This is a genomic window from Peribacillus sp. SRI_006 (assembly GCF_057586375.1).
Map to the genome: position 1 here is coordinate 65,730 of NZ_JBYCZT010000005.1, position 24,029 is coordinate 89,758.

The window sequence follows — 24,029 nt, forward strand, 5'->3', positions numbered from 1 at the left end:
TATGTTTGATAGAAAGGTATAATCTAAAGTAATGAAGGATGGGAATGGATTGACTAATCATAGCCGCAAACCGGCATATATATATACATTTACATGCACCCCTGACGAACGCTCATTATCTAAAATGGAGATGCGTTCTTTCTTTGGCTTTGAGACTTCAGGGGATATTTTGAAAAGTGATATAGCCATTGAACCGAGCAGGAGCCCTTTTATAAAAGGGCGGGTCGACATCATGTTTGAAGGGGAAAGCATATCCGAAATCGTTGAGCAAGTAAAAGGTATTCATTTGCCTGACTCGACATTCAAAGTATTATTCGTGAAAATTAATGATTTGAATAAAGAAGCAAAGATAGATTATGATGGACAGCGTGAAATTGAACGTCAGATTGGCTGGCACATTCAGGGAAATGCCGATGTGCGTAATCCAGATCAGGTCTTTGGAATCGTGACGCTTGGCGGTCGTTGGTATTTTGGGAAGTATGTCAAACCTGAAGCGGTTTGGTTAAAACATATGAAGAAGCCCCGTGAATATTCAACAGCGCTTAGCACGAGAGTGGCAAGGGCCATTGCCAACATTGCCGTTCCACATCCGGATGGGGTGAAGGCAATTGATCCATGCTGCGGAATTGGAACGGTATTGGTGGAAGCCCTTTCGATGGGGATCAATATTGATGGCCGGGATATCAACCCGCTTGTTACCGACGGTTCAAGGGAGAACATTGCCTATTTCGGACTCGAAGGTGATGTAACTACAGGTCCGATTTCGGAGGTCACCAGTAAATATGATGTAGCGATTATCGATATGCCTTATAATCTATATACACATGCGACGCCGGAGGATCAGCTATCAATCCTTAAGCACGCAAGGAGCTTTGCTGATAAGGTCGTTGTCGTAACGATCGATACGATGGATCATATGATTGAAGAAGCTGGATTTGAGATTGCTGATCGATGTGTTGCCAGGAAAGGCCTTTTTTCCAGAGAGATTGTCGTGTGCGTGTAGGTTTCATCAGTAAAGGAAAGGCTGAAATCCTTATCGATTTCAGCCTTTTTTGATGTCATTTAGCTTGATAATGAACTACATTTTCAACGAGTTGTTTCGTGACCTTCCCCTGATATTCCAAATAATCCAAATGGCCGATGATTTCTGACATGACGAGCGGGAATTCTGCTATATACTTTTGTTTGTAAAACTCCTTTGCCAGTTCATTGCCTTTAGAAATTCCGGATTCTATCAAGGCCAGGATCTTTTGTGATTTCCTCTCAATGCTGTTGAGTCTTTTTTCAATCAGATGACCGGGTTGTTCAATCACGTTACCATGACCAGGAAAGAGGAGATTCACCTGTAATGCTAAACATCGTTTTAATGAATCGATATGATCTACAAGAGTCAGCATTCTATTACCGTTTTCATCAGGTTCGATCAAGGCATTGCTTGAGATATGTTCAATTAATAAATCACCGGCAAGAAGCCGTTTCCCTTCTCGGTCAAGGAAAGCAATTTGATCCGGGGCATGCCCGGGAAATTCGATCACTTCAAAATTCAGCCAGTGTTTTTCCGTGATTGCGATGATGTCACCATTCAGTTTTTGATCTTTATTATTATCGACCGCGTTGAATAGGTAAGCCACTTGTTTATCTCCAAGTTCACCACAGCCCATCTCAAGGTATAGCTGTTTATAAAATTCAATTCTCATACTTAAGAAATCAGCGTCCCTTTTTAAACGGGGAATGGATTTAGAATGGGCATAAACGGGAATCGGATGGAGTTCGGTAATCCGGTTGACCAAACCAACATGGTCTCCATGGTGATGGGTCAACAAAATTTCCGTGATGTCCCCAACTGTAAATCCATTTTCGTTTAATGTTTGCTGCAGTGCATTCCAGCAAACGTCATCATTCATACCTGCATCGACTAATGTTAAAGATTCATCCTGTTTCACTAAATAAAAGTTTATACTTTTTAAAGATAAAGCGCTTGGAGCTATAATTGGATAAATTTTAAATGTTGTATTCGTTTTCATGAACGTCCCATATCCTCCTAAATCGAGATAAACTTCATCTGGAAAATTGCGATATTACTAATGACGTAATAGATGTAAATGGTTATTATTCTATGATTGGATGAATGAATCGAAACTGTCAAGCGGAAGCTTCCAGGCAATCAAGAAATTTAATAGTAAGATTGATTGGAAATGGATGGTCTATTTATCTAGTTTATTTTAAAATTGAATAAACAAGCTAGTCATTTAGCCAATATTCTTTAAATTTAATTATTGTAACGAAAACTGAATGTGTTCCATGGAACGAAACGGTATAGGAGGTTATGGTTTGAAGCCAAAAATTTATATTACAAGGAAATTGCCAGAACGAATCATCGAAGGTCTTAGTCGGAATTATGATGTCAGGATGTGGGATCAAGAGGATATACCGGTCCCTAGAAATGTCCTTGTAGAAGAAATGAAAGAAGTCGAGGGGCTGCTTTGCTTATTGACGGAACAAATCGATGAGTCACTGATTGAACAGGCACCCAATCTGAAAATCATCGCGAATATGGCAGTGGGCCATAATAATATTGACGTTCAAAGTGCAACAAAACGGGGCATCATGGTAACGAACACACCGGGGGTTTTAACGGAAACGACAGCTGATTTAACCTTCGGCTTACTGCTTGCAACGGCAAGGAGGATGATGGAGGCAGAAGATTATTTAAGGAGTGGAAAGTGGGAAACATGGTCGCCGATGCAGCTGACAGGACAAGATGTACACGGTGCAACGCTGGGTATCATCGGGTTAGGCAGAATTGGGGAAGCCCTTGCAAAAAGAGCTAAGGGATTTGATATGAACTTAGTTTATTTTAATCGAAGCCGTAAATATGAACAGGAAAAAGAGTTAGGAATCGAATATCAGCCCCTTGAAAAATTGCTCCAAATCTCGGATTTCGTTTGTGTCATGCTGCCGCTCACAGCGGAAACGGCTTATATGATTGGCAAGGAGCAGCTGGAATTGATGAAAGGGACGGCTGTGCTCATTAATACCGCAAGAGGCGGAATTATCGATGAAAAAGCGTTGTACCAGGCGCTGGAAAATCGAGAGATTTGGGCGGCTGGATTGGATGTATTCGAAGAAGAGCCCGTCCCTCTGGACCACCCGCTGCTAACTTTGCCCAATGTGGTTACATTACCGCATATCGGGAGTGCTAGCATTGCCACAAGAATGAAAATGGCAACTCTTGCTGTACAAAACTTGGTGGACGGATTAACTGGTGATACTCCCCGTAATTTAGTATTGTTGAATAAATAATATGACGCTAAAATGGGGTTCGGATTGGTTTCATCCCGAACAAAGATTTTAAAACAAGAATAGACTATTCTTCATGTTTTTTTACTATAACCCTTATTGAATTGAAGAAATTTGCGACACTCCTGCCGAATAACTGGCTTGCCGAGACCCCACAGACGCTTGCGTCAAGGAGGCTTGGCAGACAGTCGGCGGAAAGGGAGCGGATTTCTGAAATCACCGGCAACCTTTTTTAAATAAAAACGCTGCAGGCAAGCTCTCTTCACTTCAAGTTGATCTCGCTGAATAGAATCATGTTTAGAAAGCATCCTCATCACCTCAAGTTTTAATACTTCTATTTTAAAACAAAAATGACTCCAGGCAAAAGTGTTCTAACTAAAAGGTAAGACAAAGTTGATTGGAGCGGGTATTCGAGACTCCTGCTTAGAAAAGCGCGTCTAGGGGAGACCCCGCAGGCGAAAACCGAGGGCCGACCGCCCGCGGAAAGCGAGTGCCCTACGTTCCAATCAACGTCCAAATTGTACAAGCCATAAAAATAGACAAACTCGATTTTCATCGAGTTTGTCTACAATCTGAAATGACCCCAAAAATGTGGTCATTTTTTTATGAGGAATGTAATAGTGTTTCTTTGGTTCGCAGTATTCTCAAATGATATTTTCTGAAATATGATTTGTCCTTTTTAGAAGATTTCAGAGTTTTGATGCACCTGTGCTTACCTGAGTGCCGAAAGGAAGAATCCCATTCAAGTGGAGCATACTTATCGTAAATTGTGCCGATCTTTTGTAAAATAAAGAAAGTCGAGTTTATTAGGAAGAACAATTAGTTGAAAGGGATAGGGTTAATAATGATTGAAATGAAGGAAACGATATCATCAGGCAACGAAATGACTAAATCCAAAAGGCTGTTGATGGCTCTTATGCTAGGGTCTTTTGCAGCGATCGGACCACTGTCACTTGATATGTATTTACCGGGTCTCCCCACACTGGCAGAGGATCTGAAAAGCAGTACGTCGTTAGCGCAGCTAAGCTTGACTGCCTGCTTGTTAGGCTTGGCTTTGGGCCAAATCTATTTAGGGCCTCTAAGTGATGCAAAAGGAAGGCGTTCACCGTTAATCATATCTTTATCCATTTATTGCATTTCATCTCTGTTATGCGCTTTTGCTCCAACCATTGAATTGCTTTTATTATTACGTTTTATCCAAGGTATTGCGGGAGCGGGAGGCATTGTCATTTCAAGGGCCATAGTTCGTGACCTTTTTTCAGGAACGGATTTGACCAAGTTCTTCTCCATGTTAATGCTGGTAAATGGGACGGCACCGATATTGGCTCCGGTTTTTGGCGGTCAACTTTTGCAGTTCACTTCTTGGCGGGGCGTTTTCATTGTCATTTCAGTATTAAGTATCATTATGGTTGCGGCTGCATTTTTTGGGATAAAGGAAACTTTATCGTCCAATCACAGGAGTGCTGGCGGGGTAAATGATACGATCAGGACTTTTGGGAACTTATTGAAGGATCGTGTGTTTATGGGCTATGCGTTTGCACAAGGATTCATAAGTGCTGCAATGTTCGCTTATATTTCCGGATCGCCTTTTGTTCTCCAGAACATTTATGGGGTTTCCCCACAGACCTTCAGCCTGATTTTTGCAATAAACGGGGTTGGGATCATCATCGCTTCACAAGTTGCCGGGAAGCTGGCTGGCGAGGTTAAAGAAGAAAGATTGCTTCAAATGGGGTTATGCCTAGCTTTGTTTGGGGGAATATTACTTCTGGCCTCAGTCCTTCTCGAAATGGGCTTGGCCGGAATCTTGGCGGCTTTATTCCTCTCCGTCTCCAGCGTCGGTATTGTCGGTACAACGAGTTTTTCTTTAGCGATGCAAAATCAGAAAAAAACGGCAGGCAGTGCCTCGGCTTTAATTGGCTTGCTTCCCTTCATATTAGGATCACTAATGGCTCCCCTGGTGGGGTTAGGTTCAGGTGAGTCTCCCTTGCCGATGGGAATTGTGATGGTAAGTTGTCATGTCATCGCCATGTGCGCTTATTTACTCCTTGCCCGTCGCGGGTTAAGGCGAGTTGCTTAAAAAGAAAAGCTGAAATCCTGATGTGGATTTCAGCTTTTTGCCTTTTTGATTCATAATAGTGATTCCGCTCCATCGATATAAACTTCCGTGCCCGTAACATGGGAGGACATGTCTGATGCTAGGAACAATACGAGATCACCAGCTTGTTCGGCAGTCCCCGCTTTCTTCGCCAGGGGCTGGGAGCCTTCGGGATATTCAATGGGAATCGTGATTTTTTTTAAGTTTTCATCTTCCGGGAATGTGTTATCGTGAATGTTCGTATCGATGGAGCCGGGACAAATGGTATTTACCCTGATTTTATATCTTGCCAATTCGAGTGCAGCCATTTTTCCGAAAGCGACTTGACCAGCTTTGGATGAACTATAAGCGGAAAAACCAAAATTCTTGAAATATCGGTTTCCATTGATGGAACTGTTGATTACGATGCTGCCGCCCGTTTCCTTCATGTAGGGAATGGCGTATTTGATGGTGAGAAAGGTGCCTTTGAGGTTGATGGTATGTGTCTGATCCCAATCTTCTGGCTTTATGTCTTCTATAGGGGCAATCACTCCGTTGATGCCTGCGTTTGCAAATACAAAATCAATTTTCCCAAAATGTTCATAGGCCGTCTTGTAAGCATGTTCAACTTGCTCAGCCTTGGAAACATCCGTTTTAATGATTAAAGCCTCTCGGCCAAGGTTCTCCACTTCTTCCTTCACTTTTTCGGCATTTTCGACTGTACGATCAAAAAAGATGATGTTCGCGCCGTTTTCAGCTAGTTTCAGTGCAGCGCCCCGGCCAATTCCTGATCCCCCACCGGTAATGATGGCAACTTTGTTTTTCATTAATTCTGTCATACACTTCACACGCTCCTTTTAAGTCTTCTATTCCCAGTTTGGGAGTATGTAGAAACATCATGGCAGTTGTAATATAGAAAAATTATAAACGAATATTGCCTAAAAAATCCAATTTAAACAATTGCGGGTGTTCATTATACTTTGTTTTTCAGTGAAATGTCTGTATATTGAGGACATAATTAAGTTAGCTTGAAAGGGGATAGAGTGTTGATAAGATTAGGGGTAATAGGTACAAATTGGATCACGGAACGATTTTTGGAGGCTGCAAAGCATGTAGAGGGTTTATCCTTAACTGCCGTGTATTCACGTACAGAGGAGAAAGCGAAGGAATTTGCCAATAAATACGAAGTACATACGACTTTTACGAATTTAGAAGCAATGGCCAGCAGCGATGAAATCGACGCTGTGTATATAGCAAGCCCTAACTCTCATCATTGCAGGCAAGCCGTGTTATTTTTACAAAATAAAAAACATGTATTATGTGAAAAACCAATGGCCTCGAATGCGGCAGAAGTAAGGGAAATGATTGAGGCTGCAAAACAAAATGATGTGCTATTGATGGAAGCGATGAAATCGACCATCATGCCGAATTTCGAAAGTATAAAAGAGAATCTGGATAAAATCGGGAAGATTAGGCGTTTCTCGGGGAGCTTTTGCCAATATTCATCACGCTACGATTCATATAAACAAGGAACTGTGCTGAATGCATTCAATCCGGAATTCTCCAGTGGCTCTTTAATGGATTTAGGCATTTACGTCCTCTATCCACTTGTTGTACTGTTCGGTAAACCGAATAAGGTGCAGGCATCAGGAACGATGCTTGAATCAGGAGTTGATGGGCAAGGTACGATTCTGCTTTCCTATGATGAAATGGAGGCAGTCGTCATGTTTTCCAAAATTACTGAATCCAATTTGCCATCGGAAATTCAAGGTGAACTTGGAAGCATCATCATTCAGAAAATTTCAGGACCGCAAGCGGTGGATATTCAGTATCGGAATGGAACCACTGAAAATATTTCCGTTAAACAGGATATGCCTACCATGTATTATGAAGCGAAGGAATTTGTTGATTTGATACAGCAGGGGAAAATGGAATCTGAAATAAATACATATTCGAATTCACTGTTGACTATGGAAATCATGGATGAAGCAAGAAGGCAAATCGGCATCGTCTTTCCTTCAGACCGCGGATAAGGCCAATCATGAAGGGGAAAAATGGATGTTACTGATAACCCTTAATTGGGTAGAACTCAGTACAGGGATAATTTTATTGTTGGAGGAATGGACATGAATTGTAAAATAAATCGCAATGCAGCAAAGGTCTTACAAAAAATGCTGAGCACTGAAGAAGCCGAAGGGAAAATGATTCGTGTATATATCACCCATATGCATGGCGATCATGCCCATTATGACATGAAGCTTGATACACCGGCAGAATATGATGAAATCGTAAAAACAGATAAAGATATCGATATTTTGCTTGATTCACGTGAAGAATTTCTGGATGGTGTCTGGATTAAATATTTTTATGTTCCAGAAGAAGGCTTTGAAATCACGAATCCTTCTAAAGAACCGCATGGACATCATCACCACTAATAGTAAAGGGGGAGGATTGGCATGAATCAAAAATACGAAAAGATCTTTCAACCATATATATTTCCATCAGGGGTAGAAGTGAAAAATCGTATCATGATGGCTCCTATGACCACTTATTCTTCGGATGACCAAGGGGTTGTAACCGATGATGAACTGGCCTATTACGCTGAGCGCTCGGCTGGTGTAGGTGCGGTTGTCACGGCATGTGCCTATGTATCTGCTGGAGGCAAGGGATTCCCAGGCCAACTAGGTGCAGGTGACGATTCCTTTATCCCACCCTTGAGAAAACTAGCTGAAACGATTCAGTCCAACGGGGCAAAAGCGATCCTGCAAATATATCATGGAGGCCGTCAAAGTCCGCCCGAATTATTGCCTGATAACCAACCTGTTTCTGCAAGTGCCATTGCTTCCAGCGAGGAAGCACCTGTACCGCGGGAAATGAATGAAGATGAAATACAAGACGTTATTATGGCATTTGGCGAAGCAACAAGAAGGGCCATCGAAGCAGGTTTCGATGGTGTGGAAATCCATGGTGCCAATACTTACTTGCTTCAACAATTCTTCTCGCCACACTCGAACCGTCGTACAGATAAATGGGGCGGAACATTGGGAAAACGATTGATTTTCCCGCTTACCATTGTGAATGAAGTCGAGAGAACGGTTGCCGAGCATGCAGAAAAGCCGTTTATAATTGGCTACCGCCTTTCTCCTGAAGAAGGCAGCAATCCTGGAATCACTTTAGATGATACGATCCAATTCGTTGATAGATTAGCGAATCAAAACCTGGATTATCTACATATATCGGTAGGTCACTTCTGGAATGGCTCATTCCGTGAGAGTGATAGGACAAAGTCGCGCATCGTTAAAATTTACGATAAAGTAGGTAATCGTATCCCGGTGGTCGGTGTAGGTTCACTGCATACACCCGATGAAGTTGCAGAAGCCATGGAAACGGGGGTCCCTTTTATCGCCCTTGGCCGTGAACTTCTTATGGAACCGCATTGGATTGAAAAAATCAGGTCTGGAAAAGAAGCGGAAATACGGACTACCCTCTCAAAAAAAGATCAGGATGAACTGGTCATTCCAGATCCGCTTTGGGAAAAGTTGATCGGGATAAAAGGTTGGCTCCCGGTAGTGGAATGATTGCTAACATCTTTAATATGTGTAACCCGTCCCCAAAAGGTGGACGGGTTTTTGTATGTTCATATGCTACTAAGTATCGATCATCTTTTGCTAGAAAAAGAGAGATTGATTCAACGGAATTCTGGATTTAATCATTCCGTGATAGTAAATACTATCTATAAGGCTTATGTTTTACGTGAACTAAAAATAATATTTGTACCAATGAATAAAATATATTATTATCAATTTAATAAGCAGGTATGAAAAGGGAGGATTTTTAATGAAATTTCCACACGATTTTTTATTCGGAGCAGCTTCTGCTTCTTTTCAAATAGAAGGAGCATGGGATGAAGATGGTAAAGGTATAACGAATTGGGATGTTTTTTCAAAGATTCCGGGGAAAACTTTTGAAGGTACAAATGGGGATGTAGCGATAGACCATTATCATCGTTACAAGGAAGATATTAAATTAATGGCAGAGATGGGACTTGAATCATATCGCTTCTCCATTTCATGGGCCCGTATTTTGCCAACAGGTGATGGGGAAGTCAATGTAAAAGGCTTGGAATTTTATAATAATGTGATTAATGAATGCTTAAAATATGGGATTGTCCCATTTGTTACCCTGTATCATTGGGATTTGCCTTTGACGCTTGAACAAGATGGGGGATGGACGAATAAGCGAACAGCTGAAGCATTCGTCAAGTATGCAGAAATTTGTTTTCACGCATTCGGAGATCGAGTCAAACATTGGATCACGTTTAATGAAACGGTTATGTTTTGCGGTTTAGGGTATTTAAAAGGAGCGCACCCGCCTGGAATCCAAAACGATGAAAATAAATACTTTCAAGCGACACATTATGTATTTTATGCACATGCCAAAGCGGTAGAGGTATACAAGGCACTGAATCATTACGGTGAAATTGGAATTACCCATGTATTCCTGCCAGCTTATAGTATTGATGACAAACATGAAAATGTATTAGCTGCTCGGCATGCCAATGAATATGAAACCTTTTGGTATTATGATCCAATTTTAAAAGGTGAATATCCAGCTTATGTGGTTGAGCAATTAAAGGAGAGAGGCTGGACACCAAGTTGGACAGAAGAAGAACTGGATACGCTAAAAAGGAATGCGGAGAAAAATGATTTTATTGGACTCAATTATTACCAGCCCATTCGGGTGGAAAAATACCTGGAAGCCGTTTCAAACATGGAGCATTCAAGAGAAACATCTACTCTGGCTCCAGGGAACCCGTCTTTTGATGGCTTTTATCGGACTGTAAAAATGGGAGATAAAACCTATACAAAATGGGGTTGGGAAATCTCACCTGAAGGATTTTTAGATGGGCTGCATATGTTAAAAGAACGTTACGGCGATATTAAAATGTATGTTACAGAAAACGGACTTGGTGATGAGGATCCGATTATCGATGGTGAAGTAGTAGATGTTCCGCGCATTAAGTATATTGAGGAACACTTAAAAGTGATTAAACGTGCAATCAAAGAAGGTATCCATTTAAAAGGGTATTACGCATGGTCTGTCATTGACCTTTTAAGTTGGTTAAACGGGTATAAGAAGCAATACGGATTTATTTACGTGGATCATCATGATCAGTTAAAACGAAAAAAGAAGCTGTCGTTTCATTGGTATAAGCATATTATCGAGACAAGAGGAGAGGAGCTGTAAATTGAAAGGAAACCTCTTGATCTTAATCAAGAGGTTTTGTCAGACTGTAGACAAACTCAATGAAAATCGAGTATGTCTACGATTTTTTATTGGTTTTTAGACTTTGGACGTTGATTTCCGCTCCAGGCACTCGCTTTCCGCGGGCGGTCCGCGAGCCTCCTCGGCTTGCGCCTGTGGGGTCTCCCAAGACGCGCTATTCCCGCAGGAGTCTCGTACCTTTCTCTCCAATCAACTTTGTTATAGCATATAATTAGAAACCAAACCTGAAGAGTTGAAGGTGTTGGTTTGGGAATAATCATTTGATGAAAGATAAGTTTTCCGTCTACAAACTGTGGGTCCCGGTCTACATGATTGGGCCTATAGTTTTTTTATGGCTTGCACAATTTGGACGTTGATTTCCGCTCCAGGCACTCGCTTTCCGCGGGCGGTCCGCCCTTGGCTTGCGCCTGCGGGGCCCTTACGCGCTATTCCCGCTGGAGTCTCGCACACCCGCTCCAATCAACTTAACTTTAGATAGAACTACTTTTGTCTACAAACTTAGAAAACCTCTTTATTTTAATCAAGAGGTTTTGTGTATAGGGTAGAGCATGTTTTGAGCAATCTTTCTCAAAACATGCTTTTTTCCATTGTTCACTGATCAAGTTTCCGGTATGGGGAATTAGACCAAAGTTCAAACCTCCTAATTCGTAGTCTGAATCTCCGGCTTCAAATTAACTAGACTGGAAAAATGGTCCCGGATTGTAATGTTAATGTAAAAATATTCAAAAAGTTGTAAACAAATGTTAACGTTTCTAACAATGTACAGTTTTACGTTTTACTGTATAATGTTGAAGCGTGGTCGAGACCATGTCAAATAACCTTACAAAAGGAGATTATATATGACGATTATTTATTAGTTTTGAAAAGTCCCCCGCTTGGTTTGTCCCGTTGGAAAATGCCTACAATAATTTGATTAATTTCAAACAAGTAACTCCCTCTAAAATGAAAGAATGTCATTTTCATGATGATGCTAGATTCCAATCTTAAAAAACGACTAAGGATGTGAGTTTGAAAAAGATGATAAAAGATTCTAGATTTCAAGGATATAACATGAAGGGTTTTCAAAAAGACGTGACGGCAGGATTGGTCGTAGGGGTTGTAGCCATTCCTTTAGGACTGGCTTTTGCAATTGCTTCAGGCGTCGAACCGATATACGGGTTATATACGACCATCATCGCAGGAATCCTCATTTCGATTTTGGGTGGCTCCAAGTATCAAATTGGCGGGCCGACCGGGGCGTTCGTTCCTTTATTATTTGGAATCGTTATGCAATATGGGTATGAAAGCCTGCTTATTGCCGGGTTTTTAGCGGGGATAATGTTAGTCCTGATGGGTCTGCTTAAGTTAGGTAATTTGATGAAGTTCATTCCCCGTCCTGTCATCATTGGATTTACAACAGGAATTGCGATAATAATCTTTTCAGGGCAAATTGCTAACTTCTTTGGTATGAAAGTGGAAAAACATGAAGCTTTCATGGATAACATGAAGGAACTGGTGATTAAAGCAGACACGATCAATCTATATAGTGTGATTGTTGCAATTATATGTTTGGTCGTCATACTGCTGGCACCTAGACTTTTGCCACGAGTGCCAGGTCCGCTTCTGGGTCTGCTGATTTCCACAATTGCAGCTTACTTTTTATTTCCCGATAAGGTGGCTACGATTGGTTCTACGTATGGAGCGATTCCGAAAGGTTTTCCGGAATTCCAAGTGCCGGAGCTATCAGTGGAAGTCATTATCACACTCCTTCCAGTTGCTTTTACGATTGCCTTGTTAGGCGGTGTCGAGTCATTGTTATCCGCTACCGTTGCGGATAACATGGGGGGTACCAAGCATGATAGTAACAAAGAGTTGGTTGGGCAAGGAATCGCGAACATCGCTACGCCATTCTTCGGCGGGATACCTGCAACAGGCGCAATAGCCAGGACAGCTACCAATATAAAAAGCGGGGCAGCCTCCCCGATGTCCGGAGTCATTCACGGAATTGTCGTTTTACTGGTTTTGCTGGTGCTTTCCCCATTTGCAGCGCATATACCTTTGGCTAGCATGGCACCCATATTGATGTTTGTTGCCTGGAATATGAGTGAAAGAAAGGAATTCGCTCATGTATTGAAAACGAAGACGGCGGATTCTGCGGTTTTGCTAGTCACCTTCCTCATCACTGTCTTCACTGATTTAATCATGGGAGTGGGAATCGGCTTATTGATTGCATTCATCACCTTCATTGCAAAAATGAGCCACACGTTAAAGGTTAGGGAAAGAAGTCATGAGATTACCGAGATTGTTCCAATTGATAATTCGGATTCGAAGATCAATGTGTATAACTTGGAAGGACCTCTTTTCTTTGGTTCGATAGACGTCCTGGAGTCATCGATATTGGAGAACTTGGATAATAAGACGAAAGTGTTGGTATTAAGCATGCGCCGGGTAACATATATGGACACTTCAGCAGAGGCAGCACTATTGGCGATTGTTAATCGCATCGGAAAATATAAGGGGAAATTGATCATTTCCGGAATTCAGCAGCAACCAAAGGAATTGTTACTCAGCACTGGATTGTATCATAAAATAGAAAAACAGCACTTTTTTAAATCGAAGGAAGATGCCCTGTATTTTGCCAAGAAGCAGCTGAAGGGCAATTCGGATAAAGTAGTCTAATAGTTTCATCTTGAAGTCACCTTTTCGGATAGATATGTTATAGTATCGTTAACAGTAGATTTTTTAAAGAAGGTGACTATCTGGATGAATGTATATCGGATTGGCCAGCTTGCTGAACTTGCGAATGTTTCGAGAAGAACCATTGACTATTACACACAATTAGGAATGCTGAACTATGAAAAAACGGGGTCAAGATATCGGTATTACACAGAAGATGCTTTAAATCGTCTTCAAATGATTAATCGGTTTAAAGAACAGAATATGCCTTTGACTGAAATCAAGGAACGGTTACAAGTCTTGTCTGAAACCACTGTTGATTCTGAGCAGGTGCTCTTGATGGTGGACAAGCTATCTACAGACCTTAGAGGACTGGAGAATGAATTGCTGGAATTAAAGCCTTTATTGGAACAGCTCGATGAACAGCAATTAACATATGCTGCACAGCAGCTTTCCGTTCGGGGCAGCTCTTTATTGAGTATACTTGCCATGCTTGCCTAAGATTTTTGCCGAGTTCAACAAAAAAAGACCTGATTGGGTCTTTTTTTTGTTGAACGGGTCATTGAAAACCATTATTTAAAATAACAATTCAAACTCCTGAGTATAACCGGAGCTTTATATATGATAGCATTCCTTTATTTTGGCTGAACTGACAATATAGATCTTTTTTCGATAAAGATGAAGGATATAAGGGAATGGAAAAAGAAGAACTTACATATCTACTACTATATGAAGAGGTGATTGGGAATGATTGGATCAATAGTTACGACGGTAAAAGGACATCTTCAAGGTACTATGGAAAACGATATATGCGTTTGGCGTGGAGTCAGGTATGCGAAAGCGCCGATTGATGGACTGCGTTTCCGTTCTCCGGAGCCAGTTGATAATTGGAGCGGTGTCATGGATGCAGTGGATTTTGGTCCCGTTCCCCCGCAGCCGATGGATCGTGCGGTAAGAACAGGGATGAGCACAAATGAAAAAATGGATGAGGATTGCTTGTTCCTGAATATTTGGTCGCCTAGAGCTGATGATAAAAAACGCCCGGTCATGGTATGGATTCCTGGGGGAGCATATATAACGGGAGCTGGATCCCTTGATATGTACAATGGACACTTACTTTCTAAAAATGGAGATGTAGTCGTGGTAAGCATCAACTATAGGCTGGGGGCACTGGGATATCTGGATTTTACCGAGTTGGCAGGTGAAGGGGAAATATTTGAAAACAATTTAGGTTTACGTGACCAAGTTGCTTCTTTGAAATGGGTTAAAGAAAATATAGAAGCTTTTGGCGGCGACCCTGATAATGTTACGATATTTGGTGAATCAGCTGGTGGTAATGCGGTGACGACTTTACTTACTGTACCTTCAGCAAGGGGTCTTTTTAAGCAGGCCATTGCAGAAAGCCCTGCTCCGACATCTGTTTACGGAAAAGGATTTGCTCGCCAATTGAGTGAAAAGTTCCTTGAGATATTGGGCATTGGAAAGGGTGAAAGCCACCGGCTAAAAACCCTTTCGGTTCAAGAGATTGTCGCTGCCTCCCACCAACTTTTACAGGAAAATTCACAGGAAATGCCGGGCTCCCTAGCATTTGGACCAGTCGTAGATGGTGACTTCCTGCCCGATTATCCACTAGATTCGATTCGATCGGGAAGAACAGGGGGTATACCCTTGCTTATAGGAACAAATAGGGACGAAGCGACATTATTCGATCAGATGGCCCCCCCTCTAATCCCAACTAATACGGCGATGATTCATAAAATGTTCGAAAATACTGATCCGAAGGCGAAAGAGCGAATTACGAACGCTTATACAAACTACCCAGAAAAGGAAGCTGTACTAGGCATTGGCCGTGATGCGACTTTCCATATTCCCTCGGTTTGGTATGCGGAGGCATACAGCCGCTTTGAAAAAACATGGATGTATCGTTTTGATTATAAAACGGCGGCCATGCGCATAAGTAAATTAGGGGCGACGCATGGTATGGAAATCCCTTTTGCTTTCCAGACCTTCGACTCGGCATTCGGGAAACGGATTGTTTCATATGGTTCAAGGTCAGCTGCCCTAAAGGTATCCCATAGAATGCAGGGCCATTGGGTCAACTTTGCGAAATATGGAAATCCCAACCCCCCGGAAGGTGAAATTTGGCCGAAATATGATGAAACCAACCACTACACAATGATTTTTGATAAAACGGATTATATTGAAAAAGATCCTGACGGAATGATAAGGTTGGCATGGGAAGGGGTAGGGATTTACAAATGAAAAAAAGTGGATTGGAAGGAAGCGGGGGGGATGGAACAAGTTCAAAAGAAATCCTTGAGGCTGACTCAATATCTTATGGATTTAATACAATTGGAATTAACGGGATATGGATTTGAAATTGGGAGCCCAAGGCATGAATCAAAAAGGGGCGGTCATATCATCCTTGAACATCAAGAAGCTGCGAGAATATGTAAAGCATTGAAACAAGAGGCCATCATTCCCGATTATCGTGAACCGAATATGATTCGTTTAACACCTGTCGCTCTTTTTACCTCTTTTCAGGAAGTCTACGAAACTGTACAGGTACTAAAGAAGGTCATGGACGGCAATTTATATGAAAACTATGAAAATAAAAGGGGAATCATTGCCTAGAATGGGAGCAACATATGGAGAAAAATAAGCTTCAACGTGAATTATCATCGAATCAAATCACTATGATAGCCATGGGGTGTGCAATTGGCACCGGGTTATTTTTGGGCAGCGGCCTTGCGATTTCAACGGCTGGTCCAAGTGTACTTATCAGCTATGCAATAGGTGCATTCATTGTCCTTCTGCTGATGGGATGTTTGGCGGAAATGACGGTAGCCCATCCAACATCGGGATCCTTTGGAACCATTGCGGAAAAATATATAAGTCCATTTGCGGGTTTTGTTGTGAGGTATTCCTATTGGATAGCGAATGTTCTTGCCATAGGTGTCGAAGTGAGTGCCATCGCTGTTTATATGAAATATTGGTTTCCAGCTGTGCCTGGGAGCATTTGGATTGTCCTTTTTGCTGCACTGCTAATCTATGTAAATGCGACGAGTGTCAATACATTCGGCAATTTTGAGTATGTATTTTCAATGATCAAGATAAGCGCCATTGTCATATTCATTCTACTGGGTGCCTATGTGGTGATTGGCGCCGAACCTTCAAGCGGGATCGGTGTAGAGAACTATGCCAGTGATGGAGGTTTTATGCCTTTCGGATTTTGGGGGCTCTGGGTCGCCATATTCATTTCGCTCTTCAGCTTTTTAGGAACTGAGCTGATTGCGGTGACGGCGGGGGAAGCAAAGGACCCGGATATAGCCGTACCTAAAGCTTTGAAGGCAACTGTCTTCAGGCTTGCCACTTTTTATGTACTGACTATCGGGATCATGTTAATGATTGTTCCCTGGCAAGCTGCAGGTATTGATAAGAGCCCATTTGTCAAGGTAATGGAAATCCTGAATGTTCCCGGGGCATCTGGGATAATGAATTTCATTATTTTAACCGCTGCTTTATCTGCAATGAATAGTCAATTATATGCCTCCACCAGAATGATATTTTCATTATCCGAGCAACATCAGGCTCCAGCCCTATTTCAAAAAGTGAGCAGGAAAGGTGTCCCGCTAAGGGCCCTTCTCATATCCACTTTAGGAATATTTCTTGCTGCAGGAGTAAAAGTCCTGCTTCCGGATACTTCATATGCATTCATGATGGGGATATCGATGTTCGGAGCCATTCTAACCTGGTTCATGGTGTTCATTTCCCATTTGTATTTCAGGAAGAGGTGGGAGAAATCAGGGGGCCGCAAATTACCGGTTAAAATGTATGGATTTCCATATCTAACGATTCTGGGTGCATTTCTTTTGTTTGCTTTGACGGTATCCACCTGGTTCACTGGCCCATTTAAAATCGTACTCCAGTTCGGGGTTCCTTGGCTGATCTTTCTTTGCATCGTTTATTTATTGATGTCGAAATTCAAAAGAAAGTAAAGGGAAAGAGGGATGGTATGGATAAGGATCCAAGGGATGAACATCGTTTGGAAGAAAGTATGGTAACTGATTTTGAAAAAGATATGTCCTATGGGGACTATCTGCATTTAAATCAAATTTTATCAAGTCAGCATCGGCTTTCCGGCCATCACGATGAAATGCTGTTCATCATCATTCATCAAACAAGTGAATTATGGATGAAATTGATCCTCCATGAATTGACTGCGGCAACTGATCATATTGTGGCAGGACATTTGGAGCCGTCCTTTAAGATGCTATCCAGAGTGGCCAGAATCCAACAGCAACTAGTTCAATCCTGGAATGTGCTTTCGACATTGACGCCAGCCGATTATATGGAATTCCGGGAGAAACTAGGAAACTCTTCAGGGTTTCAATCATTTCAGAACAGGTTGATAGAATTTGCGATGGGTCAAAAGAATTCGCAAATATTCGCTGTTTTCCGTCATCAGCCCGAGCTTTATGAGTCGATGATGGCAGCGTTGAATAAACCTAGTATTTATGATGCGGCTATAGGGGCTTTGGCTGCAAGGGGTCTTCCCATTGATCAATCGGTATTGAACAGGGACTGGTCTGTCATTTATCAGGAAAATGCAAGTGTGGAAAGCGCGTGGCTGACCGTTTACCGTGATGTGCATAACTACTGGGATTTGTATGAGCTGGCCGAAAAACTCGTTGATATTGGTAGTCAACAACAGTTCTGGAGATTCAATCATATGAGCACCGTAGAACGTATCATCGGCAATAAAAAGGGAACTGGCGGATCGTCCGGTGTAAGTTATCTGAAGAAAGTGGTCGAACAGCCATTTTTTCCTGAACTTTGGACATTAAGGACCAAACTGTAAGGAGGGGTTGAACACATGAATCAATGGTTAGATATTTCTCAGCGCCTCAATGAAAATACGCCATATTGGCCAGGAGATACGCAATATTCATATCGGCTGAATTCATCAATGGCTGAAGGTTCTTCCGTCAATGTAGGGGAAATCCGGATGAGTACACATTTAGGAACTCATATTGATGCTCCCTATCATTTTGATGAGAATGGAAAAAAAATCATCGAACTCGATCTTGATTTATATATTGGCACTGCAACCGTAGTAAAGGTGGATGCAGCTGAAAGCATTGGCATTAAAGCTTTTGAAGGCATCGAATTGACAGGGGTCCGGCGGTTGTTGGTGGCAACAGGTCAATGGAAGGACCTTAGACGTTTTCCGGAATGGATTCCACCGGTTGAACCAGATTTAGCTCCCTTCCTTGCAAATAAAGGGGTTAGGCTCCTTGGGCTTGATTTACCTTCAGTCGACTGTCTCGACAGCAAAGAATTACCTGCCCACAATAAACTGTCAGGCTGTGGAATTCATATACTCGAAGGGCTGGTCCTTGATGGACTGGAGCCTGGGCTGTACGATTTGGCTGCATTGCCGCTGGCATTGGAAGCAGGGGACGGGAGCCCGGTCAGGGCCGTGGTGAAGAAGAAAGGCTGATGAGGGGGATAAAATGATGGGTAAAATTGGAGTTTACGGATCTTCCTTCGATCCGGTCACGAATGTACATTTATGGACAGCATCCACCATTGCGCATCGTGCTAAGCTGGACAAGGTGATTTTTTTACCTTGCGCAAATGGCCGTATCGATAAACAGATGAAAACAAGCAATGAACACCGTTGGCAAATGCTCAAGCTGGCAATAGGGGGCAACCCGATATTCGAAGTCAGTGATTATGAAATTAATGAACGTGCCGGAACGAGTAAACAATATACTTGGTATACGATGGAATATTTTAAATCTCGATTTCCAAAAGACGAAGTTTACTTCATAATGGGTGCAGATTTACTTGAAGATATTGATAATCAGGAGCTGCCGGTACACTTACGATGGAAATTCAGGGAAAAATTGATTGCCAATCATAAATTCATCGTCATGGCCCGGGATGGAATCGATATGCTGAAAATCATATCCAAAAGTCCATTGCTAAGGAATTATGATGATGGCAATACATTTCACCTTATTGATAAAGGCCTTTCCATGGAAATCAGTTCTACATATATAAGGGATGAATTTGCAATGGGCGGGGAACCACGATATTTACTGCCCGATCAGTGTTATCAGTATATCGTGGAAAATAAGCTTTATCAAAAATCATCAAATTCATAATTATTGGCAAAGTATTAAAAAGGGCTCGATCTTCCCGGTGGATCGAGCCCTTTTCGTTTAGGGAATTTTTCAACCTGCAAAATGTGAATGAATTTAATTAAAGGGACATGCAATACCTAGTTGACAACTTGGTAAACTTTGCTTTATGGTAAGGATATACAAAAATCAAAATAATTGCTGATCAGAGAACTGAAGGCATACTATCTCCCGAAAAATAATTGAAGGGAAATAGAATGCCTTTTTTGCTGTAAAAAGAGGGGGAAGCTCATGAAAAAGTTGATGTTATTGACAAGTTTGATTTTAGCCTTCGGTGTACTTGCTGGATGCAACTCGGAAAAAACGAAAGGGGACGGAACATCGAAGTCAGTAGAGCTTTTGAATGTGTCATATGATCCGACAAGGGAATTGTACCAGGAATTCAATGAAGCGTTCGTGAAGCACTGGAAAGAAGAATCAGGTCAGGATGTAACGATACAACAATCACATGGCGGATCTGGTAAACAGGGCAGGGCTGTCATTGACGGATTGGAGGCGGATGTCGTTACATTGGCATTGGCTTATGATATTGATGCCATTTATGAAGCTAGTAACCTATTAGCGAAGGATTGGCAAAAACGTTTACCTGAGAACTCGACACCATATACATCAACGATTGTGTTTTTGGTGAAAAAGGATAACCCTAAAGGCATTAAAGATTGGGATGATCTGATTAAAAAGGATGTATCCGTCATTACGCCAAACCCAAAGACAAGCGGAGGGGCAAGGTGGAATTACCTGGCTGCCTGGGCTTATGCGGAGAAAAATTTCGATAATGACGAAACAAAAGTGAAGGATTTCATGAAAAAACTTTATCAGAATGTTGAAGTCCTGGATTCAGGGGCCCGCGGTGCAACGACCACTTTTGTGGAAAGGGGAATCGGTGACGTACTGATCGCTTGGGAGAATGAAGCTTATTTAACACTGGAAGAATTTGGTGATGACAAATATGAAATCGTCAACCCTTCAATCAGTATATTAGCAGAGCCACCGGTAGCTGTTGTCGATGAAGTGGTCGAGAAAAAAGGAACAAAGGAAGTGGCCGAGGCCTACCTGAAATATCTGTATACGGATGCCGGTCAGGAAATTGCCGCGAAAAACTTCTATCGTCCAAGGGATGGGAAGGTCCTCGCTGAATATGGAGACCAATTTGCCAATATCGATATGGTGACTGTTGATGATACATTTGGCGGTTGGAAAAAAGCCCAGGAAACACATTTTAATGATGGCGGCACATTTGACGAGATTTACCAACAGCAGTAAGCATGAAGGAGAAGGTGTGGCTTTAACATCTTCTCCTTCATAAATCAGAAAAAGGGTTGAGGCGAAGCGATGAATATAGTGACTGAAGGTAAACAGACGAAAAAGAGGACCATACCCGGTTTTGGATTGACGATGGGTTTTACGCTGCTGTATCTCACCATCATCGTTTTGATCCCGTTATCGATGGTTTTTCTAAACACATTTTCAATGGGGTTCCCGGATTTTTGGGCGACCATAACTGAACCGAGGGTTCTCGCTTCTTATAAATTGAGTTTCTTGACAGCGTTAACTGCGGCCTTTGTTAACGCAGTTTTTGGTGTATTGATTGCCTGGGTGCTTACTCGTTATGAGTTTCCCGGCAAAAGGATCATCGATGGACTGGTTGATTTGCCTTTTGCCCTCCCGACTGCCGTTGCAGGAATCACGTTGACCACCTTGTATTCACCTAACGGATGGATCGGGCAATTTTTCAGCTTTAAAGTCGCTTTCACTCCCGCAGGGATCATCATCGCCCTTATATTTATCGGTCTGCCATTCGTGGTGCGGATGGTTCAACCGGTGCTTGAAAATATCGAAAAAGGGATGGAAGAAGCATCTGCCTCTTTAGGGGCGAATCGAATGCAGACATTCATTAAAATCATCTTCCCGGAATTGATTCCAGCGATATTGACGGGTTTTGCCCTTTCTTTTGCGAGGGCACTTGGAGAGTATGGATCCGTTGTCTTCATTGCCGGAAATATGCCATTTAAAACGGAAATTTCCCCGCTGATCATCATGACAAAGCTTGAACAGTATGATTATGAAGGTGCAACAGCTGTTGCAGCCGTCATGCTCATTATTACATTTATAATTTTGTTGACCATCAATATCTTACAATGGTGGACCGGCAAAAGATATTCAGGGAAGTAGGGGGGATATGATGGAACATGATCATTCAGTGGTTGCAAAAGCGAATCACCCAGTCATTATTACGAGAAACGCAACTAAAGAGCCTAAATCCATACAGTGGATCCTCATATCCATTGTATTGCTATTTCTCACTTTGTTTTTAGTAGTCCCATTAATCGCAATCTTTGTAAAAGCCTTTGAAAAAGGTGCCGAAGCTTATTTTGCGGCCATCGCCCATCCTGATGCCGTGGCTGCGATTAAGTTAACATTGATCGTTGTCCTCATCACCTTGCCGCTCAATGCCATATTTGGAGTGGTTGCTGCGTGGACGATAACAAAATATGATTTCAAGGGAAAAAACTTCTTAATAACATTGATAGATTTGCCTTTTTCCGTTTCACCGGTCATTGCGGGGTTGATTTTTGTCCTTCTGTTCGGCTTACATGGAACACTTGGTCCACTGCTGCAATCACTTGACATTAAAGTGATCTTTTCAATACCAGGGATTGTCATCGCCTCCATTTTCATTACCTTCCCATTCATTGCGCGCGAATTGATCCCGCTCATGCAAAGTCAGGGGACGTCTGAAGAAGAGGCCTCACTCACGCTGGGTGCGGGAGGGTTCAAGACATTTTGGTATGTGACGCTTCCCAATATAAAATGGGGACTTTTATATGGAATCATCCTTTGTAATGCCAGAATAATTGGGGAGTTTGGAGCTGTATCGGTCGTATCAGGCCATATACGGGGCATGACCAATACGATGCCGCTTCATATTGAAATCTTATACAATGAATATCAATTTTCGGCCGCTTTTGCGGTTGCATCCCTGATGTCCATCTTTGCAATCGTAACGTTGATCATTAAAAGCTTCATAGAGTGGAAAACGGACTTTAAATCAACCAAAGCGAGGTAGGAGGAATGAAATGAGTATCATCATAGAAAATGTTACAAAATATTACGGGTCCTATCAAGCACTCCAAAACATCGATTTGGAAATAAAGAGCGGTGAACTAGTAGCCCTGCTTGGCCCTTCCGGATCGGGAAAAACGTCATTACTGCGTATCATCGCAGGCCTTGAGCAGGCTGAGAACGGAAAAATCCTTTTTAATGAAGAGAATTACACGCATAAGCATGTAAAAGATCGAAATGTGGGTTTCGTCTTTCAGCATTATGCCCTTTTTCGTAATATGACGATTTTTGATAATATCGCCTATGGATTAAAGGTTCGCCCAAGAAAAACAAGGCCCAGTAAAGAAGTTATCGAACAAAAGGTTACCGAATTGCTTCAACTCGTCAAGTTGGAAGGATATAAAGATCGTTATCCATCGCAATTATCAGGCGGCCAGCGCCAGCGTGTCGCATTGGCAAGGGCACTTGCCGTTGAACCGAATATCCTCTTGCTTGATGAACCATTCGGGGCATTGGATGCCAAGGTGCGCAAAGAACTTCGTCGTTGGCTAAGAAGGCTTCATGATGAATTCAATGTTACGAGCGTGTTCGTGACACATGATCAAGAAGAGGCGATGGATGTTGCTGATCGGGTCGTAATCATGAATGAAGGGAAAATTGAACAGATTGGAACCCCGGAAGAAGTATATGATCACCCTGAAAATCCCTTTGTTTATGATTTTCTAGGCAGTGTCAATCTATTCAAGGGCAACGTGCATAAAGGGAAATTGGTTACTGGCAATGTAGAAATGAATGCCCCGGGCAGTGAAGATGGAGCGGGCACTGGTTATGTAAGGGCCCATAACTTTATCATAGAAAGAGAACCAGCGGAAAAGGATTCGATCGCATCCATAGTTGACCACATCCATACAATTGGCCCCATCGTCAGGATAGAAGTCATTCGTCAGGATACAAACGAACCGCTGGAAATCGAACTGACGAAGGAACAATATTTGAATCTGGAAATAAGCAAAGGGGAAAGGGTATTCGTCCGACCGAAAGAATTGAAAGTTTTTGTCGACTTTATGGCTGGAATTTAAGAGTGGGTCGAATCTTGACGAAAAAACCGCTGAAAGCGGTTTTTTTTAATAGACTTTCAGAAAACCTTCCTCCATGATTGGTAAATGAGCTGAAATCTGTTCCAAAAGGGCTACCGTGCCTTCACAGGTGGTGAGTTTTTGTCTGCCAATAGTCCATGGTCCCTTGGTGCTAAACACTAGATAGAAAGTCTTGCATCGAAATGTGAAGGTGATTATGTAAGATATTGGATGTTTTATCACGTGAAAAAGTCGAATCTTTATGTTTAATGTTAAAATTGAAATATAATTGTAATATTGTTATTACGTATTTGACAAAATCTGATGATATACTACGACTTAGATGAAAACATAGTAGAGTTTAAG

Annotated in this window: 22 protein-coding genes; 19 read left to right on the forward strand and 3 right to left on the reverse strand. The window is 42.1% G+C overall.

Annotation, left to right across the window (positions count from 1 at the left end; genetic code table 11):
* Positions 1 to 31 precede the first annotated feature (31 nt).
* Positions 32 to 1,003 (forward strand): TRM11 family SAM-dependent methyltransferase, encoded by a 972-nt coding sequence (locus tag AC2YHV_RS08245; RefSeq protein ID WP_095679628.1) that lies wholly within the window; start codon positions 32 to 34, stop codon positions 1,001 to 1,003.
* A gap of 55 nt (positions 1,004 to 1,058) precedes the next feature.
* Here the strand turns inward: AC2YHV_RS08245 and AC2YHV_RS08250 are convergent, their stop codons facing one another.
* Positions 1,059 to 2,024 carry an MBL fold metallo-hydrolase gene (locus AC2YHV_RS08250; protein WP_487373013.1) on the reverse strand — a complete coding sequence of 322 codons (966 nt, stop codon included), beginning with the start codon at positions 2,022 to 2,024 and terminating at the stop codon, positions 1,059 to 1,061.
* A gap of 307 nt (positions 2,025 to 2,331) precedes the next feature.
* Here AC2YHV_RS08250 and AC2YHV_RS08255 point away from each other — a divergent pair, with 307 nt between their 5' ends.
* Positions 2,332 to 3,303, forward strand: coding sequence for a 2-hydroxyacid dehydrogenase (locus AC2YHV_RS08255; protein WP_487373014.1), 972 nt, complete (start codon positions 2,332 to 2,334; stop codon positions 3,301 to 3,303).
* A gap of 164 nt (positions 3,304 to 3,467) precedes the next feature.
* On the opposite strand, the gene AC2YHV_RS08260 is transcribed toward AC2YHV_RS08255, so the two are convergent.
* Entirely contained in the window at positions 3,468 to 3,608 is a 141-nt protein-coding gene (locus AC2YHV_RS08260; protein WP_487373015.1) for a hypothetical protein, read from the reverse strand.
* Between the two features lie 536 nt (positions 3,609 to 4,144).
* Between AC2YHV_RS08260 and AC2YHV_RS08265 the strand changes: the two genes are divergently transcribed.
* Positions 4,145 to 5,377 carry a multidrug effflux MFS transporter gene (locus tag AC2YHV_RS08265; RefSeq protein ID WP_487373093.1) on the forward strand — a complete coding sequence of 411 codons (1,233 nt, stop codon included), beginning with the start codon at positions 4,145 to 4,147 and terminating at the stop codon, positions 5,375 to 5,377.
* Between the two features lie 50 nt (positions 5,378 to 5,427).
* On the opposite strand, the gene AC2YHV_RS08270 is transcribed toward AC2YHV_RS08265, so the two are convergent.
* Entirely contained in the window at positions 5,428 to 6,213 is a 786-nt protein-coding gene (locus AC2YHV_RS08270; protein WP_487373016.1) for an SDR family oxidoreductase, read from the reverse strand.
* A 207-nt stretch (positions 6,214 to 6,420) separates the two neighbouring features.
* Between AC2YHV_RS08270 and AC2YHV_RS08275 the strand changes: the two genes are divergently transcribed.
* The 16 genes from AC2YHV_RS08275 to AC2YHV_RS08350 all read left to right on the forward strand — a co-directional run bounded on the left by AC2YHV_RS08275 (position 6,421) and on the right by AC2YHV_RS08350 (position 23,666).
* Positions 6,421 to 7,407: a Gfo/Idh/MocA family protein gene (locus tag AC2YHV_RS08275; RefSeq protein WP_487373017.1), complete on the forward strand. Its 987-nt coding sequence runs from the start codon at positions 6,421 to 6,423 to the stop codon at positions 7,405 to 7,407.
* A gap of 93 nt (positions 7,408 to 7,500) precedes the next feature.
* Positions 7,501 to 7,809: an iron-sulfur cluster assembly accessory protein gene (locus AC2YHV_RS08280; protein WP_057278928.1), complete on the forward strand. Its 309-nt coding sequence runs from the start codon at positions 7,501 to 7,503 to the stop codon at positions 7,807 to 7,809.
* A 21-nt stretch (positions 7,810 to 7,830) separates the two neighbouring features.
* Positions 7,831 to 8,952, forward strand: coding sequence for an NADH-dependent flavin oxidoreductase (locus AC2YHV_RS08285; protein ID WP_487373018.1), 1,122 nt, complete (start codon positions 7,831 to 7,833; stop codon positions 8,950 to 8,952).
* Between the two features lie 259 nt (positions 8,953 to 9,211).
* Positions 9,212 to 10,621, forward strand: coding sequence for a GH1 family beta-glucosidase (locus tag AC2YHV_RS08290; RefSeq protein ID WP_487373019.1), 1,410 nt, complete (start codon positions 9,212 to 9,214; stop codon positions 10,619 to 10,621).
* Positions 10,622 to 11,677: 1,056 nt separating this feature from the next.
* Positions 11,678 to 13,318: a SulP family inorganic anion transporter gene (locus tag AC2YHV_RS08295; RefSeq protein ID WP_187050805.1), complete on the forward strand. Its 1,641-nt coding sequence runs from the start codon at positions 11,678 to 11,680 to the stop codon at positions 13,316 to 13,318.
* 84 nt (positions 13,319 to 13,402) lie between these two features.
* Complete coding sequence (locus AC2YHV_RS08300) at positions 13,403 to 13,816, forward strand: MerR family transcriptional regulator (protein WP_057278932.1); 414 nt, start codon at positions 13,403 to 13,405, stop codon at positions 13,814 to 13,816.
* Between the two features lie 246 nt (positions 13,817 to 14,062).
* Entirely contained in the window at positions 14,063 to 15,577 is a 1,515-nt protein-coding gene (locus tag AC2YHV_RS08305; RefSeq protein ID WP_487373020.1) for a carboxylesterase/lipase family protein, read from the forward strand.
* A 30-nt stretch (positions 15,578 to 15,607) separates the two neighbouring features.
* Positions 15,608 to 15,949: a kynureninase/PvdN C-terminal domain-containing protein gene (locus tag AC2YHV_RS08310; RefSeq protein WP_063577015.1), complete on the forward strand. Its 342-nt coding sequence runs from the start codon at positions 15,608 to 15,610 to the stop codon at positions 15,947 to 15,949.
* Positions 15,950 to 15,963: 14 nt separating this feature from the next.
* Complete coding sequence (locus tag AC2YHV_RS08315) at positions 15,964 to 17,313, forward strand: amino acid permease (protein WP_034314336.1); 1,350 nt, start codon at positions 15,964 to 15,966, stop codon at positions 17,311 to 17,313.
* A gap of 17 nt (positions 17,314 to 17,330) precedes the next feature.
* Complete coding sequence (gene kynA, locus AC2YHV_RS08320) at positions 17,331 to 18,176, forward strand: tryptophan 2,3-dioxygenase (RefSeq protein WP_487373021.1); 846 nt, start codon at positions 17,331 to 17,333, stop codon at positions 18,174 to 18,176.
* Positions 18,177 to 18,191: 15 nt separating this feature from the next.
* Complete coding sequence (gene kynB, locus AC2YHV_RS08325; protein WP_057278936.1) at positions 18,192 to 18,818, forward strand: arylformamidase; 627 nt, start codon at positions 18,192 to 18,194, stop codon at positions 18,816 to 18,818.
* Positions 18,819 to 18,834: 16 nt separating this feature from the next.
* Positions 18,835 to 19,488, forward strand: coding sequence for a nicotinate (nicotinamide) nucleotide adenylyltransferase (gene nadD, locus AC2YHV_RS08330; RefSeq protein WP_057278937.1), 654 nt, complete (start codon positions 18,835 to 18,837; stop codon positions 19,486 to 19,488).
* A gap of 267 nt (positions 19,489 to 19,755) precedes the next feature.
* A complete protein-coding gene (locus tag AC2YHV_RS08335) occupies positions 19,756 to 20,787 on the forward strand; it encodes a sulfate ABC transporter substrate-binding protein (RefSeq protein WP_463502291.1) in 1,032 nt (343 codons plus the stop codon).
* A 69-nt stretch (positions 20,788 to 20,856) separates the two neighbouring features.
* Positions 20,857 to 21,696, forward strand: a complete 840-nt coding sequence (gene cysT, locus AC2YHV_RS08340; protein WP_413002130.1) for a sulfate ABC transporter permease subunit CysT — start codon at positions 20,857 to 20,859, stop codon at positions 21,694 to 21,696.
* 10 nt (positions 21,697 to 21,706) lie between these two features.
* On the forward strand, positions 21,707 to 22,591 hold the full coding sequence (gene cysW / locus AC2YHV_RS08345) for a sulfate ABC transporter permease subunit CysW (protein WP_487373022.1): 885 nt from the start codon (positions 21,707 to 21,709) through the stop codon (positions 22,589 to 22,591).
* Between the two features lie 10 nt (positions 22,592 to 22,601).
* Positions 22,602 to 23,666 carry a sulfate/molybdate ABC transporter ATP-binding protein gene (locus AC2YHV_RS08350; RefSeq protein WP_034314325.1) on the forward strand — a complete coding sequence of 355 codons (1,065 nt, stop codon included), beginning with the start codon at positions 22,602 to 22,604 and terminating at the stop codon, positions 23,664 to 23,666.
* Positions 23,667 to 24,029 lie beyond the last annotated feature (363 nt).